The organism is Thalassobaculum sp. (genome assembly GCF_040219215.1).
Taxonomy (GTDB): domain Bacteria; phylum Pseudomonadota; class Alphaproteobacteria; order Thalassobaculales; family Thalassobaculaceae; genus Thalassobaculum_A.
On sequence record NZ_JAVJSX010000015.1, the window covers coordinates 19,650 to 36,456 of the forward strand.

General features: G+C 67.6%; 20 protein-coding genes. 6 read left to right on the forward strand and 14 right to left on the reverse strand.

The window, feature by feature from the left end:
- Positions 1 to 30 precede the first annotated feature (30 nt).
- From RIC54_RS12620 to RIC54_RS12635, 4 genes are all read right to left on the reverse strand, one after another.
- A complete protein-coding gene (locus RIC54_RS12620) occupies positions 31 to 1,062 on the reverse strand; it encodes a histone deacetylase family protein (RefSeq protein WP_350092131.1) in 1,032 nt (343 codons plus the stop codon).
- Between the two features lie 84 nt (positions 1,063 to 1,146).
- Complete coding sequence (locus RIC54_RS12625) at positions 1,147 to 2,532, reverse strand: amidase (RefSeq protein ID WP_350151070.1); 1,386 nt, start codon at positions 2,530 to 2,532, stop codon at positions 1,147 to 1,149.
- A 186-nt stretch (positions 2,533 to 2,718) separates the two neighbouring features.
- Complete coding sequence (locus RIC54_RS12630) at positions 2,719 to 3,600, reverse strand: NAD(P)-dependent oxidoreductase (RefSeq protein WP_350092137.1); 882 nt, start codon at positions 3,598 to 3,600, stop codon at positions 2,719 to 2,721.
- A 28-nt stretch (positions 3,601 to 3,628) separates the two neighbouring features.
- Entirely contained in the window at positions 3,629 to 4,567 is a 939-nt protein-coding gene (locus RIC54_RS12635) for an AEC family transporter (protein ID WP_350092140.1), read from the reverse strand.
- A 113-nt stretch (positions 4,568 to 4,680) separates the two neighbouring features.
- Between RIC54_RS12635 and RIC54_RS12640 the strand changes: the two genes are divergently transcribed.
- Genes RIC54_RS12640 through RIC54_RS12650 form a run of 3 tightly spaced genes read left to right on the forward strand, consistent with a single transcriptional unit; the run spans position 4,681 to position 6,665 of the window.
- On the forward strand, positions 4,681 to 5,085 hold the full coding sequence (locus tag RIC54_RS12640; RefSeq protein WP_350092143.1) for a tellurite resistance TerB family protein: 405 nt from the start codon (positions 4,681 to 4,683) through the stop codon (positions 5,083 to 5,085).
- Positions 5,086 to 5,092: 7 nt separating this feature from the next.
- A complete protein-coding gene (locus RIC54_RS12645) occupies positions 5,093 to 6,034 on the forward strand; it encodes an NAD(P)-dependent oxidoreductase (protein WP_350092146.1) in 942 nt (313 codons plus the stop codon).
- Entirely contained in the window at positions 6,027 to 6,665 is a 639-nt protein-coding gene (locus RIC54_RS12650; protein ID WP_350092149.1) for an HAD family hydrolase, read from the forward strand. Before RIC54_RS12645 ends, RIC54_RS12650 begins: the two co-directional genes overlap by 8 nt.
- A gap of 19 nt (positions 6,666 to 6,684) precedes the next feature.
- Here RIC54_RS12650 and RIC54_RS12655 read toward each other — a convergent pair whose 3' ends face one another.
- The 5 genes from RIC54_RS12655 to RIC54_RS12675 form a co-directional block, all read right to left on the reverse strand.
- Entirely contained in the window at positions 6,685 to 7,200 is a 516-nt protein-coding gene (locus tag RIC54_RS12655) for a DUF2867 domain-containing protein (protein WP_350092152.1), read from the reverse strand.
- Positions 7,201 to 7,285: 85 nt separating this feature from the next.
- Entirely contained in the window at positions 7,286 to 7,753 is a 468-nt protein-coding gene (locus tag RIC54_RS12660; protein WP_350092155.1) for a bleomycin resistance protein, read from the reverse strand.
- A 51-nt stretch (positions 7,754 to 7,804) separates the two neighbouring features.
- On the reverse strand, positions 7,805 to 8,377 hold the full coding sequence (locus RIC54_RS12665; RefSeq protein ID WP_350092158.1) for a PAS domain-containing protein: 573 nt from the start codon (positions 8,375 to 8,377) through the stop codon (positions 7,805 to 7,807).
- Between the two features lie 181 nt (positions 8,378 to 8,558).
- Complete coding sequence (groL, locus tag RIC54_RS12670; RefSeq protein ID WP_350092161.1) at positions 8,559 to 10,205, reverse strand: chaperonin GroEL; 1,647 nt, start codon at positions 10,203 to 10,205, stop codon at positions 8,559 to 8,561.
- 62 nt (positions 10,206 to 10,267) lie between these two features.
- On the reverse strand, positions 10,268 to 10,585 hold the full coding sequence (locus tag RIC54_RS12675) for a co-chaperone GroES (RefSeq protein ID WP_350092164.1): 318 nt from the start codon (positions 10,583 to 10,585) through the stop codon (positions 10,268 to 10,270).
- A gap of 352 nt (positions 10,586 to 10,937) precedes the next feature.
- Here RIC54_RS12675 and RIC54_RS12680 point away from each other — a divergent pair, with 352 nt between their 5' ends.
- The gene (locus RIC54_RS12680) at positions 10,938 to 11,201 is read left to right on the forward strand and encodes a Usg family protein (RefSeq protein ID WP_350092167.1); all 264 of its coding nucleotides are present in this window, start codon (positions 10,938 to 10,940) and stop codon (positions 11,199 to 11,201) included.
- 135 nt (positions 11,202 to 11,336) lie between these two features.
- On the opposite strand, the gene RIC54_RS12685 is transcribed toward RIC54_RS12680, so the two are convergent.
- The 5 genes from RIC54_RS12685 to RIC54_RS12705 all read right to left on the reverse strand — a co-directional run bounded on the left by RIC54_RS12685 (position 11,337) and on the right by RIC54_RS12705 (position 15,666).
- Positions 11,337 to 11,645, reverse strand: coding sequence for a 2Fe-2S iron-sulfur cluster-binding protein (locus tag RIC54_RS12685; RefSeq protein ID WP_350092170.1), 309 nt, complete (start codon positions 11,643 to 11,645; stop codon positions 11,337 to 11,339).
- Complete coding sequence (locus tag RIC54_RS12690; protein ID WP_350092173.1) at positions 11,642 to 12,670, reverse strand: NAD(P)/FAD-dependent oxidoreductase; 1,029 nt, start codon at positions 12,668 to 12,670, stop codon at positions 11,642 to 11,644. The genes RIC54_RS12685 and RIC54_RS12690 overlap by 4 nt, the downstream gene beginning before the upstream one ends.
- A 161-nt stretch (positions 12,671 to 12,831) precedes the next feature.
- Complete coding sequence (chrA, locus tag RIC54_RS12695) at positions 12,832 to 14,178, reverse strand: chromate efflux transporter (RefSeq protein WP_350092176.1); 1,347 nt, start codon at positions 14,176 to 14,178, stop codon at positions 12,832 to 12,834.
- A complete protein-coding gene (locus RIC54_RS12700; RefSeq protein ID WP_350092179.1) occupies positions 14,175 to 15,026 on the reverse strand; it encodes a chromate resistance protein ChrB domain-containing protein in 852 nt (283 codons plus the stop codon). Before RIC54_RS12700 ends, chrA begins: the two co-directional genes overlap by 4 nt.
- A 127-nt stretch (positions 15,027 to 15,153) precedes the next feature.
- Complete coding sequence (locus tag RIC54_RS12705) at positions 15,154 to 15,666, reverse strand: PAS domain-containing protein (protein ID WP_350092182.1); 513 nt, start codon at positions 15,664 to 15,666, stop codon at positions 15,154 to 15,156.
- A 414-nt stretch (positions 15,667 to 16,080) separates the two neighbouring features.
- On the opposite strand from RIC54_RS12705, the gene rplU reads away from it, so the two are divergent.
- Together rplU and rpmA are read left to right on the forward strand one after the other, a co-directional pair.
- A complete protein-coding gene (gene rplU, locus RIC54_RS12710; protein ID WP_350092185.1) occupies positions 16,081 to 16,398 on the forward strand; it encodes a 50S ribosomal protein L21 in 318 nt (105 codons plus the stop codon).
- Positions 16,399 to 16,425: 27 nt separating this feature from the next.
- Positions 16,426 to 16,698, forward strand: a complete 273-nt coding sequence (gene rpmA, locus RIC54_RS12715) for a 50S ribosomal protein L27 (protein WP_007671481.1) — start codon at positions 16,426 to 16,428, stop codon at positions 16,696 to 16,698.
- Positions 16,699 to 16,807: the final 109 nt, after the last annotated feature.

The following is a 16,807-nucleotide window of genomic DNA, read 5'->3' on the forward strand; positions in this document are numbered from 1 at the left end:
TCCGCCGCCGCGAACCGTGGGGCAAGCTCGTTAAGCGCGCCCGGTCTCGAACCCGGCCAGCACCGCCGCCAGATTGTCGCCCAGCGCGTCGCAGATGTAGCCGCCCTCCTGGACGATCAGCGTCGGGTACGGTGCCTTGCCGAGCCGCTCCCCGATCCGCCGGAAGCCGGCAGTGGTTACCGACAGGAAGGCCAGCGGGTCGTTCTCCGACGGGTCGAGGCCGAGGGCGACCACCACGGCGTCCGGCTTGAACGCGTCGATCGCCGCTATCGCGGTCTCCAGGGTCTCCAGATAACCGACGTCGCCGGTGCCGCGCGGCAGCGGCAGGTTCAGGTTGGCGCCGCGCCCCGGGCCGGCGCCGATCTCGTCGAAATAGCCGGTGTAGAACGGGTAGTAGGCGTGCGGGTCACCGTGAATCGACACGGTCTGAACGTCGGCGCGCCGGTAGAAGATGCCCTGGGTGCCGTTGCCGTGATGGACGTCCACATCCAGCACGGTCACCCGCTTGGCCCCGCCGTCGCGCAACCGCTGGGCCGCGATCGCCGAGTTGTTCAGGAAGCAGAAGCCGCCGGCCTGGTCGGCATAGGCATGGTGGCCCGGCGGGCGGCACAGCGCGTAGGCCGGCAGGCCGTCCGCTGCCACCAGGTCGGCGGCGGTGATCGCCACGTCGGCCGATGCACGGGCGCCGAGCCAGGTGCCGGGACCGATCGGGCAGGCGGTGTCGGCCTGGTAGTGGCCGGCCTTGCCGACGATGTGGGTCGGGTGGATCGCCATGTTCCGGCCCGGGTGGATGTTCGGCAGGATCTCGGGTGCATGGTCTGGAAGGGCCGACCATTCCGACCAGGCGTGTTCCAGGAACCCCAGGTAGTCGGCGGCATGGATGGCCGCCACCGGGGCCAGCCCATGCTCCTTAGCCTCCAGCAGCGCGTGGCCGCCGGCGACGACGGCCCGATGGAAGATCGCCGCGCGCTCCGGGGTTTCCGGGCTGGCGATCCGGTTGCCGCGCATGATGAACGCCTTGGGCGCGTGGGCTTCGTGACGGTCGGTGGCGACGACACGCATCGGGGTCTCCTGTTGGTTCGCCGCGACGCGGCAACCGGGGTGACGACCAGGAAGCGGAGATCTGCGGCCTTCGGGGTCCCCGCCTTACTCCAGGAAGCCACTCAGGTCCGGCGGCGTGCCGACGCCGAGGACCGGTTCGAACGCCAGGGCCATCGACAACAGCCGGGCATCCTCGCCGCGCGGGGCCATCAGTTGCAGGCCGACCGGCAGCGCTGCGCCGAACTGCTGGATCGGCAGGCTGGCGGCGCAGATCCCGAAGATGTTGGCCGGTTGCGTGTTGCGCGACGACAGCATGGCACGCTGCGCGACGTCGGCATGCTTGAGCGTGTCGATCGGCATGGCAACGAACGGGGTGCTGGGGGCGATCCAGCCGTCCAGGCCGTCGAAATGCTCGTCGGCGATCTCTTCCAACTCGCGCAGCCGGAACTGGGCCGACGCGTACTCAATGGCTGACACTTCCAGCCCGTGGGCGGCCCGCATGGCGGTGACAGGGTCCATCTTCGGCTTGGCCTTGGCGAAACCCTCGGGGGTCAGGCGGGCGACCAGCTCGGCCGGGACGATGGCGGAGAAGATCCGGGCCCGTTCCTCGACCTCGGGGATCTCGATGTCGACGATCTCGACCCCGGCCGCCGACAGCGCCAGCATTGCCGCCTCGACGGTGGAGCGGGTCGTGTCGTCCAGGTCGTCGAAGAAGAAGTTGGTCGGCCGACCCAGCTTCAGCCCGGCCAGCCGCGTCGGCATCGGCAGGGCCTCGCCGGTGACGATGGCGTGGATCAGTGCCGCATCCCCGGCGCTGCGGCACAGCGGGCCGATCGAATCCAGTGTCGGAGACAGCGGGAACACCCCTTCGGTCGGCCACAGCCCGACCGTCGTCTTGTGACCGAACAATCCGGTAAAGCTGGCCGGAATCCGCATCGAGGCGCCGGAGTCGGTGGCGAGCGCGAAGCCGCACATCCCGCTCGCCACCGCCACCGCCGACCCGCTGGACGAGCCGCCGGGAATCCGGTGAATGCCGGAATCCCATGGGTTCCAGGGAGTTCCGCGCGCCTCGTTGACACCGGTGGCGCCGAGCGCGAACTCCACGGTCTTGGTCTTGCCGAGGATGATGCAGCCGGAAGCCTTCAGGTGCCCGATCAGCGGTCCTTCCGGCCCGGTCAGATCAGCGCTTGGATGCAGCGAGCCATTGGTGGTCGGCAGGCCGTCGACCGCGACGATGTCCTTGACCGCGATCGGAACGCCCATCAGCGGGCCCAGGTCGGTGCCGGCCGCGAGCATCTCGTCGACGGCGCGGGCGGCCTTCTGGGCGCGTTCCGCGTCGACCAGCTGAAACGCATCGAGCCTGGGGTTCAACGCGGCGATCCGGGCCAGGCAGGCGTCGGTGGCTTCGACCGCGGTGATCCGGCCGCCGCGCAGGTCGGCGGCGAATGCGATGATCCCGCTTTCGAACGGATCCGGTGGCAAAGCAGCCATGACTTTCTCCCTGACTATCTGGTCGCGCTGGGCGGAAGGCGTGTGAGGCGGTCGACTTCGGAGGGTAGCAGGGTGTGACGGTCGCACGGCCGGACCGGCCAGGGCAAGCGGACGTGCAGCGGGTCTGCCGCCCACAACGAGGGCCCGCCAACCGACGGATTGCGGGCCCGCTCCGTCCGGCTTCTGTCAGTCCGGCGTGTACAGCTGGATGATCTCGGCGTTGTCGGCGTCGGCCAGTCCGCGGCGTGCCAGCAGCTTGTGCAATTCGGTCGCGAGCCCGGTCATCGGCAGGGCGGAGCCGAGCCGTTTCGCCTCGTCCATCACCGTCGTCAGGTCCTTCACGATGATGGCGATCCGGGCCTGGACCTCCCGGTCGCGCGCCGCCATGCGCGGCATGTACTGCTGCAGGATCGGCGAGTCGGCACGCCCACCGGCCAGCGCCAGCGGAATGCGTGCGGGGTCGATGCCGGCGTCCTCGGCGAGCTGGCAGGCCTCCGCCACGATCGCAAAGCCGCATCCGACGATCAGCTGGTTGATCAGCTTGGTGGTCTGCCCCGCGCCGTTCGGCCCCATCAGGGTGAACCGGCCGGACAGGTGGGCGACGACCGGTGCCACCCGGTCGAAATCCGTCTGCTCGCCGCCGGCCATCACCGCCAGCGTGCCATTCGTAGCGCCGGGCACCCCGCCCGACACCGGCGCGTCGATCCAGCCCATGCCGGCCTCGTCGCGCAGGCGTTGCGCCAACGCCACGGTGCGCGCCGGCTGGATCGACGAGAAATCGACCAGGACTGTGCCGCTGGCCGCGCCCGAGGCGATGCCGTCCGGGCCGAACACCACGGCCTCGACCGCTGACGTGTCGGTCAGGCAGGTGAACACGATGTCGCTTGCCCTGGCGACGGCCGCTGGCGATTCCACCACGACGGCGCCGGCGTCGGACAGCGGCTTTGCCTTGGCGGCGGCTCGGTTCCACACGGTCAGTGGGTAGCCGGCGTCGAGCAGCCGTTTCGCCATCGGCCCTCCCATCAGGCCGAGTCCGACGTATCCGAGGCGGGGCTGTGGTTCGGTCATGGGATCTCTCTCATCGCGGAATGTGGCGTCAGCCGGTGCCGAGCAACAGCAGCAGGGCCGACAGCGTGAAGCCGGACAGGACGGTCGAGATCAGGATCACCGAGGTCGACCGCTCGACGTACAAACCGTAGCGGTAGGCCAGGACGAACACCAGCGAGCCGGTCGGCAGGGCGGCGCTGAGGATTACCGAACGCGCCTGCAGCGAGCCCAGTGCCAGCGGCCCGAGCGCGATCCAGGCGACCAGCGCCGGCTGGATAAGCAGTTTCAGGAACACCAGCCAGCCGACCTCGCCCAGCCCGGCGCGGATCGGCTTGCCGACCATGAACAGGCCCATGGCTACCAGGGCGGCCGGGGCGGCGGCGGCGCCCAGGATCTCGCAGAACGTCCGGATCGGCGACGGCAGACCCCAGCCCGACGCCGACCATGCCGCGCCCGCCAGGGCGGCGAGCACCAGCGGATTGAGGAAGGTCGCGCGCAGCACGCCGCCCAGCACCTTGAGCGGCGGATCGGCGGCGCGCAGGTCGAGTTCGACCAGCACCACGAACAGTGCCACCAGGAAGGCGGCGTTGTAGACCGTCAGGATCAGCGCCGGCAGCAGGGCCTCGTCGCCGAAGGCGACCGGCAGCAGCGGCACGCCCATGTAGCCGGTGTTGGCGAACACCACGCACATCGCCTGGAACGCCAGGGCGGCGGGTCGGGCCCGAAACACCAGCAGGCCGACGATGTAGCTGATGGCGAAGGCGCCGAACACGCCGGCTGAATAGGCAGCCAGGAATGGCAGGTCGAAGGTGGTCGAAAGCGGCGCCGTCGCCATCGCCCGGAAGATCAGCGCCGGGAACGCGATCCAGTACACGAAGTCGTTCAGCACGCCGGCGGCGGACTGCTTGAAGGGTCCGAATCGACCGGCGGCCCACCCGGCCGCCAGGATTGCGAACACCGGGAGGACGACGTCGAGCACGGGCTGCATGGGTCGGCAGCCTAGGTCGCGACCGGGGCCAGTGTCGAGACCGCCGGTTGTCGGTTCACGGCAGGATCGCTATACCTCGCACGGCTTCATTCAGACACGGGACGATCGATCTCATGATCAACCATCACGTCGCCCTTCTCTATGCCATGGTCGTCGGCGCCGCCGCCGACGGATCGCTTGCGGATTCCGAGCTGGAAACCATCCGCGACATCGTCAAGCACCTGCCGATCTTCGCCGACTTCGAACAGGGCAATCTGGCGCAGGTCGCTTCGGCTGCGACCGACCTGCTGACCGAGGCCGACGGGCTCGACGTCGTCATGTCGCAGATCAAGGAGAACCTGCCGGACCGCCTGCGGGCGACCGCCTACGCGCTGGCCTGCGACGTGGTCGCGGCCGACGGCGAGGCGACCCAGGAGGAGCTGCGCTATCTGGAGATGCTGCGTCACGAGATCAACGTCGACCGGTTGACCGCCGCCGCTATTGAACGCGGCGCCGGCGCCCGCTACGCCCGCCTCTGAGGCTGCCATGGCGACCGGGGCGGCAACGGACGTTCCAGCGAGTCTGCCCGGGCGACGGATCGGGCTGATCGGGCTTGGCCTGATGGGGGTGCCGATGGCGCATCGCCTGGCGGCGGCCGGTGCCCAACTCGTGCTGTGGACCCGAACTATTGAGAAGGCCGAAGCATTGGCGGCGGAATTGCCGTCGGCGAGCGTGCAGCCGTCGCCCCGCCACGTCGCCGAGGCCGTCGACACCGTCATCGTGATGGTCACCGACGCCGACGCGGTCGAGGCGATCGCCTTCGATCCGTACGAGGACGAGTGGGGCATCGCCCACGGCCTGCTCGAGGACGCCCTGGTGATCGACATGGGCACCACCGCGGTCGATCGCACCCGCGACTTTGCCGGACGAATCCGCATGGTCGGCGGCAGCTGGATGGACGCTCCGGTGTCCGGCGGGACGGTCGCGGCCGAGGCCGGGACCCTGACCATCATGGCCGGCGGCAGCGACGCCGATTTCGCCCGGGCCGAGCCGCTGTTCCGGGTGTTGGGCGCGCGGATCACCCATGTCGGCCCGGTCGGCGCCGGCCAGATCGCCAAGACCGCCAACCAGATGATCGTCGGCCTGACCATCGGTGCGGTCGCCGAGGCGCTGGCGCTGGCCAGGCGGGCTGGAGTCGAGCCGGCGCGGGTGCGCGAGGCGATCTTCGGCGGGTTCGCCCACAGCCGGATCCTGGAACTGCACGGCGAGCGCATGGTGACCGGCGACTTCAAGGCCCGGGCCAAAGCGACGATCCAGCGCAAGGACATGCGCGCCGCCCAGGCGCTGGCCGATCAGGTCGGCTTGGCGCTGCCCGCCCTGAGCGCCAATCTGGCGCTCTGGGAAGCGCTGGTCGAGGCGGGGCGCGGCGAACTCGATCACTCGGCGCTGGTGCTCGCGATCGATCCGGAGGAATGGGACAATGGCTGAGGCGCGCGCAATCGACGCCGTGGTGTTTGACGTCGGCCATGTGCTGATCGAGTGGGACCCGCGCCACCTGTACCGCCGGGTGTTCACCAATCCCGACATGACGACCGACGAGGCGCGCATGACCTGGTTCCTGACCGAGGTCTGCCCGCCCGCCTGGAACGTCGAGCAGGACCGTGGCCGGTCGATCGCCGAGGCCGAGGCCGAGGCGCTGGCGCGGCACCCGGACATGGGCCCGGCGATCCGTTCGTACTATGGCCGTTTCCAGACCATGATCCCCGGCGCCATCGACGGCACCGTCCAGGTTCTGAGGAGCTTGAAGACCGCCGGGGTACCGGTCCACGGTCTGACCAACTTCGGCGCGGAGACCTTCTCGCAGACCCGCCGCCGCTTCGACTTCCTGAATCTCTTCGACACGGTGGTGGTGTCGGGCGAGGAGGGAGTGATCAAGCCGGACCCGAAGATCTATGAGATCCTGATCGAGCGCGCCGGGTTGAACCCGTCGCGGACCGCCTTTGTCGACGACTCGCCCCGCAACGTCGACGCGGCGCAGGGTCTCGGCTTCCAGGCCCATCTGTTCAAGGGCGCGGACGGTTTCAGGAACTGGCTGAAGGGCCTCGGCGCGCCGCTCTGAAGCATCGACCTGAGCTGCGCTACCTGGCGAGCTGCCTTGCCAGATAGCGCAGGCGCGAGGTCACGATCAGGACATGCCCCGGCGTGATCAGCCGCAGATAGAGGCGGCCAAGGGTGTTGTGGGTTCGCACCCAGGTGGCCAGCGACAGCCGTTCGGGCGACCGGCCGCTGCGCCGGATTGAAATCCTGAAGTCCAGGTGACGGTCGTCCTCGCCGAGCAGGATTTCATCGCCCGCGACCGACTGAACGCGAAAGAAGTTGATGAAGCTGCCGACGCCGGCTTGTGGCCGGCCCGCGGGCGCGTAGCGCAGACTGAAGGCGGTCTTGAGCCCGAACGGTGCGACCGCGAGGTCCCTGACCATGAGGGCCGCTCGGACCCAGGCCGGGAAGCCGACAAACAGGTGCCGGGCGATCTCTTCGATCGGCAGGTCGGATCGGTCGAGGGTGACCGAATAGCAGTCCAGGAAATCGTCGGGCCCGACGAAACGATGAAGCGCGCTATCGGGCGCCAGTTCAGCTGTTTCGACGGCAATCATCCAAGGGGCTCCGATCGATCGGGTCGCTGGGCAGGCCGTGTGACCATAGAGGGCGCCGGGAGTGATCACGATGCGCCGGATCGCCTCAGGCGACGGGCATTGGCCCGCGCTTGTAGTCTCGTGGCAGACCATCGCGACGGCCGAGATCCTGGAAGAACCTGAGCAGGTATCCGTCAGGGTCCTGCACCAGGAACTGGCGGTTGCCGAGGTGGTAGCTGTCGGCCCGGTACCAGGCTTCTTCCATTGGCCGGAACAGCGCTATACCGGCCGCCTCGACCCGCGCATGCAACGCGTCGACGTCGGACACCGTGATCTGCAGGTTCAGGCCGCGGCCGAACGGCACCGATGTCTCGGCGGTCAACCAGGAGGCGGGACTCAACTGGTCGAGCATGAGTTCGACCCCTTCGCGCTCCAGATACACGAAGCGGTCTTCCGGACGCTCGTACAGCACTCGGAATCCGATGACGTCCACATAGAAGCGCCGGCTGATCTCAAGATTCCGGCAGATCAGTTCAGGGACAAGCCCGGGGGCGGGACCATTTCGTTGAGGCATGCGGTTCTCGTGGATCGGAGCGTCTGACGGGTCGCCGATGCCGTTGGGGCATCACAGCCGGTGGTGGGCCACCGAGCGAATGTCGACGATGTCGTCGGCAAGATAGGGCATCGCCCGGTCGAAGTCCGGGACTTCGGGGTCGCCGGGTTCGCGCAGCCGGAAGGTGTTCGCGAACAGCAGCATCGTGACAGGCGATTCGTCATTCTCGGCGAGCGGGAGGATCAGCCGGAGCACCGTCAGGTGACGGGTGTCCCGGTATCCGAACGCCGTCTCCGAGAACACCCCTCGGCGATCGCGCGCGGCCTCTGCGTACAGGTTGTGCAGAAAGATCGCGTACTGGCCGTTCTTAGATTCGTCGAGGTACGAGCCGGTGAAGTTTTTGCCAAAGACCTCGTTCAATCGGGTGCCGATCAACCGGTATCTGAAACGCGATGCGTCCGTCTCGACGTCGATCAGCCCGATGTGCGGGAGCAGCCGGGGAATGTCGACAGGATCGATGTCGGAGCGGGCCGGACACAGCCGATCTCGGCACCGCTTTATCCAGTACTGCCAGAGCGGTCGCAGAACCGGCTCGTCGGACGCCAGGCCCGAGATGCCGGTCGGCTCCTGGTCGTGATCGGTCACTGGACACTGCGTCCGGTCGTTGGTGTCATTCGTCCATCATCGATGGTTGTCGTCGGCTCAGGCAATGCGCGCGAAAATTATACCCGCGTCAATCGGCATTGTCGCGCTTTCGCGCCAAACAGAAAAGGGCCGGGGATTTCTCCCCGGCCCTCGCCGTGACGTGGTCAGTGGTTTGGCTGGATCAGAAGTCCATGCCGCCCATGCCGCCCATGCCGCCGCCGCCCGGCATCGCCGGGGCGCCCTTCGGCTCCGGCTTGTCGGCGACCATGGCTTCGGTGGTCACCAGCAGGCCGGCGATCGAGGCGGCGTTCTGCAGAGCGCTGCGCACGACCTTGGTCGGATCGATGATGCCGGCCTTGATCAGGTCGACGAACTCACCGTTCTGGGCGTCGAAGCCCCAGTTGGCGTCCTTCGACTCCAGCAGCTTGCCGACGATCACCGAGCCGTCGTGGCCGGCGTTCGTGGCGATCTGGCGGGCCGGAGCCTCCAGCGCGCGGCGCACGATGTTCATGCCCATGCGCTGGTCGTCGTTGACCGCCTTCAGCTTCTCGAGCGAGCGGATGGCATAGACCAGAGCGGCACCGCCGCCCGGCAGGATGCCTTCCTCGACCGCGGCGCGGGTGGCGTGCATCGCGTCGTCGACGCGATCCTTGCGCTCCTTCACCTCGATCTCGGTCGCACCACCGACGCGGATCACCGCGACGCCGCCGGCCAGCTTGGCCAGCCGCTCCTGCAGCTTCTCACGGTCGTAGTCCGAGGTGGTGTCCTCGACCTGCGCCCGGATCTGCGCACAGCGCGCCTCGATGTCCTTCTTCTTGCCGGCGCCATCGACGATCGTGGTCTCGTCCTTGGTGATCGAGATCCGCTTGGTGGTGCCGAGCATGTCGAGGGTGACGTTCTCGAGCTGGATGCCGAGATCCTCGGACACGACGGTACCGCCGGTCAGGATCGCGATGTCCTCGAGCATCGCCTTGCGGCGATCGCCGAAGCCCGGGGCCTTCACGGCCGCGACCTTCAGGCCGCCGCGCAGCTTGTTCACGACCAGAGTGGCCAGGGCCTCGCCCTCGACGTCCTCGGCGATGATCAGCAGCGGCTTGCCCGACTGCACGATCTGCTCGAGCACCGGCAGCATGGCCTGCAGGTTCGAGACCTTCTTCTCGTGCAGGAGGATGTACGGGCTCTCGAGCTCGCACACCATCTTGTCGGCGTTGGTCACGAAGTACGGCGACAGGTAGCCGCGGTCGAACTGCATGCCCTCGACGACGTCGAGCTCGGTGTGCAGGGACTTGGCTTCCTCGACGGTGATGACACCCTCGTTGCCGACCTTCTCCATCGCCTTGGCGATCATCGCGCCAATTTCGCGCTCGCCGTTGGCGGAGATGGTGCCGACCTGGGCGACCTGATCCGAGGTGGAGATCTTCTTGGACCGCTTCTCGAGGTCGGCGACGACCGCCTCGACGGCGGCGTCGATGCCGCGCTTCAGGTCCATCGGGTTGATGCCGGCGGCGACGGCCTTGCCGCCTTCGCGGACGATCGCCTGAGCCAGCACGGTCGCGGTGGTGGTGCCGTCGCCCGCGGCGTCATTCGCCTTGGATGCGACTTCCTTCACCATCTGCGCGCCCATGTTCTCGAACTTGTCCGAGAGCTCGATCTCCTTGGCGACGGTGACGCCGTCCTTGGTGATCCGCGGTGCGCCGAACGACTTTTCCAGAACCACGTTGCGGCCCTTCGGGCCCAGCGTGACCTTCACCGCGTCGGCGAGAACGTCCACGCCACGCAGCATCTTGTTGCGTGCATCGATGCCGAACTTAACGTCCTTGGCAGCCATGTGCGATTACTCCTTGAGAATGTGATTTGCCCTTCGGGGAAGCGGCTATCGAGGCCCCTTCTTCAGGCGGCCTTCTTGCCGGACTTCGCGGTGCTCTCGAGCACACCCATGATGTCCGACTCTTTCATGATCAACAGGTCTTCGCCGTCGATCTTGACTTCGGTGCCCGACCACTTGCCGAACAGCACCCGGTCACCGGCCTTCACGTCGAGCGGCTGGATCTTGCCGGACTCGTCGCGGGCGCCCGGACCGACGGCGAGAATCTCGCCTTCCTGCGGCTTCTCCTTGACGGTGTCCGGGATGATGATCCCGCCAGCGGTTTTCTTGTCAGCCTCGATGCGGCGGACAACGACCCGGTCGTGCAGGGGCCGAAACTTCATGACCATTCCTCCGTAACACTCAGGTTGAGACGTGTTGGATGACGTCGCCCGGGGAGGAGCCACACGTGTTAGCACTCACCCCCAGTGAGTGCCAGCGATGTAAGGACCTCGCGGCTCCAAGTCAAGGAGACTCGCTGGTTCATCGGTGCAAATCGCAGAGAACCGGGCTTTGGTTTGCGGCGGGCGGAGCAGTCCACCCGAGAATCATCGGGCAGCAGGGGCGCCGCGCTGGCAGCAGACTCGGGCGTGTGCTGCTAATGTGTTGATATATTTAACAAAAAATCTTGCGCAAGGCGCCTTTCTACCAACATCCTTGAGACGGTCAAGTGTCTCACGCCCACGAGGGTCGTCCATGCAGATCAACGCCCGTGACCTGTACCGGTATCGCCTCACCACCGCCGAGATTCTCTATCGCTTCCCTGACTTCCCCGGCCTGTTGCAGAGCTACCTGTGGCAGGACATGGACATCGCACCGGATTTTCCGAGGCTGACCAGGTTCCTGCACTACTGGGAACGCAACCTGGAGGGCAAACTGCACACGGTGCGGATCGCCAACGCCGAACTGGTCCGTCCGCAGGAACTTGGCTACGCGACCCACGACCTGCCGCTGCACTGACGGGTGCGGCAATACCGCTTCGTCTCTCACGTCATCCCAGGTCTCACGTCGTCCCGGGCGGGGTCGCGCAGCGCTCGTCTGGGATGACGCAGGCCGGACGCCCGCAGCGGTGGCGGTTGCCGGTTCGAAGCAGGGTCACTCCGGCGCCAGCGTCACCTTCAGCCCGTCGAGTTCGGGCGTGACGGTCACCTGGCAGGACAGGCGGGAGTTGTCCTGAACCTCGAAGGCGAGATCGAGCATGTCGTTCTCTTCCTCGCCGCGCGGCTCCAGCCGGTCGACCCAGGCCGGATCGACATAGACGTGGCAGGTGGCGCAGGCGCAGGCACCGCCACACTCTGCGGTGATCGGCAACCCGGCATCGCGGATCACCTCCATCACGCGCCAGCCGTTGGTGGCCTCTAGTTCGTGTTCGCCGCCCTCGCGGTCGGTCACGTGGATCTTCATGCAACCCCCAGTTTGTGCTGCAGCTCGGAGCTGGACGTCGTGTACTGGAATCGGATCTTGCGGTCCGGGTGAACGATGCGCACCGCGGCCTGGGCCATCAGTGCCGCCTCGTGGAACCCGGACAGGATCAGCTTCAGCTTGCCCGGATAGCTGTTGATGTCGCCAATGGCGAAGATGCCGGGCGTCGAGGTTTCGAACCGCTCGGTGTCGACCGAGATCAGGTTCTCATGCAGGTTCAGCCCGAACTCGGCAACCGGGCCGAGCTTCATGGTCAGGCCATAGAACGCCAGCAGGGTGTCGCACTCGACCCGCCGCTCGCCGTCCTTGTCCTTGAGGATCACCGCTTCGAGCCGGCCGTCGGCACCCTCGACGCCGCCGATCTGGGCGATCTCCAGGGACATCTCACCGGACGCGACCAGCGCGCGCATCTTGTTGACGGTGTCCGGTGCCGCGCGGAACTCGTCGCGGCGATGAACCAGGGTCAGCGACTGGGCGATCGGCTGCAGGTTGACGGTCCAGTCCAGCGCGGAATCGCCGCCACCGGCGATCACCAGCCGTTTGCCGCGGAACTGTTCCATGCGCCGCACCGCGTAGAACACGCTGGTGCCCTCGTAGGCGTCGATGCCTTTGATCGGCGGCTTCTTCGGCACGAAGCTGCCGCCGCCGGCGGCAACCACGATCACCTTGGACTCGATGACCGTGCCGATGTCGGTGGTCATCCGCCAGTAGCCGTCGCCGGTGCGTTCCAGCTTCTCGGCCATCTGGCTGAAGTGGAACACCGGGTCGAACGGACGGATCTGTTCCATCAGCCGCTCGGTCAACTCCTGGCCGGTGCAGACCGGCACCGCCGGAATGTCGTAGATCGGCTTTTCGGGATACAGCTCGGCGCATTGGCCGCCGGGCCGGTCGAGGATGTCGACCAGATGGCATTTCAGGTCGAGCAAACCGAGTTCGAACACCGCGAACAGCCCGCACGGGCCGGCGCCCACGATGGTCACATCGGTCCGGATCGGCTCGCCGGTCATCACAACTCCCTGGCTCGGGCAAGGCGGCGTCGAGAATGGCGGCGCGGGCCACCGGCCAGGAAGTGCCCCGGCCGGGAGCCCGCGTCACCGTGAGCCAGTGTAGGTATGCGAAGGATGCGGATGCCGCAAGTCTGCGGTCGCCGCGCCTTGTAGCGGACGCGTCAGCTGCCGACGATCAGCGTGCGGATCACGCCCAGGCCGGCGGCCCCGGCCAGCACCAGCAGCATCGGTACCTTCAGCCGCAGCAAGGCCAGAGCGGCGAGGGTGCTGAGTCCGATCGCCGCCAGGTCGACGCTTCCCCAAACTGGGACGAACAGCCGCACCGGCCCCAGCCACGTCTCGGCGACATCGGCGAAGAACACATGCAGCGCAAACCACACGCCGAGGTTCAGCACCACGCCGACCACCGCGGCGGTGATCGCCGACAGTGCCGCGTCGAGCGCCTTGTTGCCGCGCAGCCGTTCGATGAACGGCGCCCCGAGGAAGATCCACAGGAAGCACGGCACGAAGGTGACCCACACGGTGAGTGCCGCACCCGTCGCGCCGGCGACCCACGGATCGAGCCCGGACGCCCCGCGCCACGCCGCCAGGAAGCCGACGAACTGGCCGACAAGGATCAGCGGCCCGGGCGTGGTCTCGGCCAGGCCCAGGCCGTCCAGCATCTCGCCCGGCGCCAGCCAGCCGTAGCCCTCGACCGCCTCCTGGGCGATGTAGCCCAGCACCGCATAGGCGCCGCCGAAGGTAACCACCGCCATCTTGCTGAAGAACAGCCCGATCCGGACGAACACGTCGTCGGGACCGAGGACGGCGAACAGCAGGACCAGCGGTGCCACCCACAGCACGAGGCAGACCCCGGCCGCCGTGAAAGCGCCGGATGCGCTGGTCGGCGGCAGGGTGTTCGTCACCGCCGTCCCGGCCGGGCCGTGGCTGGAGCCGCCGGCCAGCAGGCCGGGCTGCAGCCGGTGGACCAGCGTCCCGATCGCCGCCGCGCTCAGCACGATGATCGGGAACGGCACCGCCAGAAAGAAGATCGCAACGAACGCCAGGATGGCGATCGCCACCGCCGCCTGCGACTTGAGCGCCCGCCTGCCGATCCGCAGCACCGCCTCGACCACCACCACCAGAACGGCCGCCTTGATGCCGAAGAACGCCGCCCCGACCAGGGCCAGATCGGCGTACCCGGCGTACAGTGTGGCCAGCGCCAGCATGACCAGCGCGCCGGGCAGGATGAACAGCACCCCGGCGACCACCCCGCCGCGCACCCCGTGCAGCAGCCACCCGACATAGGTGGCGAGTTGCTGGGCCTCGGGTCCCGGCAGGAGCATGCAGTAGTTCAGGGCGTGCAGGAACCGGCTCTCGTCGATCCACCGCTTCTCCTCGACCAGGGTGCGGTGCATCAGGGCGATCTGGCCGGCCGGCCCGCCGAAGCTCAGCAGGCCGATCCGCAGCCAGGTCCGGGTTGCCTCGCTGAACCCGACCGTCGGTGCCGTGGTGTCGAGAGCGGTCATCGTGCCGCCCCCGCGACAACGCTCGGCGCGCCGGCTGCCGCCGGCCAGTTGTGGATCTCGGCCGCGGCGAACCGCGCCCAGGCGTACAGGGCGTCGTACAGCACGGACCCGAGACGCAGTGCCTCCTGGTCATCGACGGTCGATGCCGAGATGCCGAGCGACAGGGCGAGCAGCCCGGCCGCTTCCGGCGCCAGGTCGGGCCGGGCGGTGTCGGCGCCGCGGATGATGGTGGCCAGCCGCAGCAGCGCCGGATCGGTCACGCCGTAGGCGGCGATCAGGGTGTCGAAGCTGCAGGTGGCGCCGATGTGAGTGAGTTCGACATCGGGAATGTCGAACGGCACCGCCCCCAGTTCCACGGCGGCGTCGCGCACCCACTCGGCCTCGACATAGTGGATCTCGGCGCGGCGGTCGACGAACCGCCTGACGAACCAGGGGCAGGCGATCCGGTCGATCTTCGGCCGCTCTCGGGTGACCCATCGGCTGGGACCGCTGGCGGCCGGATCGCACCAGTCCGGCCGCTTTGCGACCACCGGCCCGCCGGCAGCCTTCCAGCTCTCGATGCCGCCCGCCAGATAGCGGGCATCGACACCGGCCAGGCGCAGCCGGCTGGCGGCACTCTGGCCAACCTGGTGGCCGTGGACGCAATACGCCACCACCGGAACGCCCGCCGGCAGGTCGCCGATCCAGGCATCGACCGCCAGATGGTCGCGCCAGATCGCGGTCGGCAACACGCGGTCGTCGGCGTCGAATACCGGTCGACGGCGCACGTCTACGATCACCGGAGCGTGCGCGCCGCCGATCAGGGGGAGAAGATCATCAGATGTGATGGACAGTCCGGACGAGCCCATTGCTCAACCTCCCTTCCGGAAGTGTCGAGCGGTTCTTGGGCATACGCCTTGGGATCAGCCGGGAGACCGCATCACCCCGACGCCGATACAGATACGTCCCGGCGACCGGCTTTGCAAGTGGATCGAATCAGGGTGCGTCGTAGACCGTGACGGTCATGATCCGGTCGATGGTCAGGCCATCGCTCGACAGCGGCATGTCGACGCTTTCGGATCGGATGTAGTCCTTGGATGCGTAGTGCGCGGTGCCCAGGATCCGCACCGGCCGCCGGTGTTCGATCACCCACAGCGGGCCGACGGTCAGCGCCTCGAAGGCGCGGGCGTCGTAGATCTCATCCCAGTAGCGGCCGGTCATGTCCCGATCGACGACGCTGGTGATGTGGGTTCCGATCAGCCGCCAGCGCAGCCGGAAGGCCGGCTGGTACTCCAGATCCATCAACAGCAGGTGCGGCAACAGCCGAACCGGCAGCTTGACGGCATCGATATCCGCCGGAGCCGGCATGGCGCGGGTGCCGCGGAGGCGGTCCCAGGCATCCATCGCCAATCCCACGATCGGGCTTTCGACGCGCAGGTCCGGATCGACCGTCAGGGCGATGGTGTCCATGAAGGATCGAGCGTTCTCGCTCTCCCGCAGAAGGTACATGCAGGCTGCTTTCCGAGTGTCGGAACGGCGGACTTTGCCGCAATGACCGATAAGGCGCCCCGATGCGTCACCGGACAACCGTCGGAATCCACGTACCGCAAACTGGATTGTCGGGGTATCGGTTGGACGTCAGTTCATCCCGGACCACGCAGTCCCGGTGTTTGTGTTGAATGTGTGAACTGCGTGCCCACCGGCATTCCCGCACTAGCCCCAGATATCCTATGGTGAGACGCGGTCGGCACTCCATATAGTCCGCTGGATTGATGGTGCCCCGTGCGACCGGCCTTGGGGTCGGCATTGGGCGTGCGGCCCCGACTCACGTCGGTTGACACGCAATCGCGCCTGCGTATAGTGCCGCCTCCGCAGCGGGCCGGTGGGCGGCGCGTGCGATCCTTATTTGCCAGGACTGAGCCGATGTACGCAGTCGTGAAAACCGGCGGCAAGCAATACAAGGTCGCCTCGGGCGACGTGATCAAGGTCGAAAAGCTTGAAGCCGACGCCGGCGCTACCATCGAGCTCGACCAGGTGCTGATGGTTGGCGACGAGACCAAGGTGACGGTCGGCGTGCCGATCGTTGCCGGCGCCAAGGTGGCTGCCGAGGTTCTCGAGCAGGCCAAGGGCCCGAAGGTCATCACCTTCAAGAAGCGTCGCCGCAAGAACTCGCGGCGCACCCGTGGCCACCGCCAGCAGCTTACCGTGCTGCGCGTGACTGGAATCACTGCGGGCGCCTGAGCGGCCGCGGTTTAAGGAGATCGATCGATGGCGCATAAGAAAGCCGGTGGTAGCTCCCGCAACGGGCGCGATTCCGAGGGCCGCCGCCTCGGCGTGAAGAAGTTCGGTGGCGAGTCCGTCATTCCGGGCAACATCATCATTCGCCAGCGCGGCACCAAGGTGCATCCGGGCGTCAACGTCGGGATCGGCCGGGATCACACGATCTTCGCCACCGCCGAGGGCCGGGTGGAGTTCCGCAAGACCCGCGACCGCACCTATGTCGGGGTGGTTGCGGCTGCTGCCGAGGCGCCGGCCGAGTAAGCCGTCCCCGAGTGCGGGACGGCACGGAAAGGGAACGGACTTCCGTTCCCTTTTTTCGTGCCTGCGGACCGGGTATCACCGATAGGGTGACGCCCGCGGGGAAGGAGGT

Bases quoted from the DNA above. Each gene is read 5' to 3' on its own strand.
- RIC54_RS12620 (WP_350092131.1), bottom strand. From the start codon at position 1,062: ATGCGTGTCGTCGCCACCGACCGTCACGAAGCCCACGCGCCCAAGGCG.
- RIC54_RS12625 (WP_350151070.1), bottom strand. From the start codon at position 2,532: ATGGCTGCTTTGCCACCGGATCCGTTCGAAAGCGGGATCATCGCATTC.
- RIC54_RS12630 (WP_350092137.1), bottom strand. From the start codon at position 3,600: ATGACCGAACCACAGCCCCGCCTCGGATACGTCGGACTCGGCCTGATG.
- RIC54_RS12635 (WP_350092140.1), bottom strand. From the start codon at position 4,567: ATGCAGCCCGTGCTCGACGTCGTCCTCCCGGTGTTCGCAATCCTGGCG.
- RIC54_RS12640 (WP_350092143.1), top strand. From the start codon at position 4,681: ATGATCAACCATCACGTCGCCCTTCTCTATGCCATGGTCGTCGGCGCC.
- RIC54_RS12645 (WP_350092146.1), top strand. From the start codon at position 5,093: ATGGCGACCGGGGCGGCAACGGACGTTCCAGCGAGTCTGCCCGGGCGA.
- RIC54_RS12650 (WP_350092149.1), top strand. From the start codon at position 6,027: ATGGCTGAGGCGCGCGCAATCGACGCCGTGGTGTTTGACGTCGGCCAT.
- RIC54_RS12655 (WP_350092152.1), bottom strand. From the start codon at position 7,200: ATGATTGCCGTCGAAACAGCTGAACTGGCGCCCGATAGCGCGCTTCAT.
- RIC54_RS12660 (WP_350092155.1), bottom strand. From the start codon at position 7,753: ATGCCTCAACGAAATGGTCCCGCCCCCGGGCTTGTCCCTGAACTGATC.
- groL (WP_350092161.1), bottom strand. From the start codon at position 10,205: ATGGCTGCCAAGGACGTTAAGTTCGGCATCGATGCACGCAACAAGATG.
- RIC54_RS12675 (WP_350092164.1), bottom strand. From the start codon at position 10,585: ATGAAGTTTCGGCCCCTGCACGACCGGGTCGTTGTCCGCCGCATCGAG.
- RIC54_RS12680 (WP_350092167.1), top strand. From the start codon at position 10,938: ATGCAGATCAACGCCCGTGACCTGTACCGGTATCGCCTCACCACCGCC.
- RIC54_RS12685 (WP_350092170.1), bottom strand. From the start codon at position 11,645: ATGAAGATCCACGTGACCGACCGCGAGGGCGGCGAACACGAACTAGAG.
- RIC54_RS12690 (WP_350092173.1), bottom strand. From the start codon at position 12,670: ATGACCGGCGAGCCGATCCGGACCGATGTGACCATCGTGGGCGCCGGC.
- chrA (WP_350092176.1), bottom strand. From the start codon at position 14,178: ATGACCGCTCTCGACACCACGGCACCGACGGTCGGGTTCAGCGAGGCA.
- RIC54_RS12700 (WP_350092179.1), bottom strand. From the start codon at position 15,026: ATGGGCTCGTCCGGACTGTCCATCACATCTGATGATCTTCTCCCCCTG.
- RIC54_RS12705 (WP_350092182.1), bottom strand. From the start codon at position 15,666: ATGTACCTTCTGCGGGAGAGCGAGAACGCTCGATCCTTCATGGACACC.
- rplU (WP_350092185.1), top strand. From the start codon at position 16,081: ATGTACGCAGTCGTGAAAACCGGCGGCAAGCAATACAAGGTCGCCTCG.
- rpmA (WP_007671481.1), top strand. From the start codon at position 16,426: ATGGCGCATAAGAAAGCCGGTGGTAGCTCCCGCAACGGGCGCGATTCC.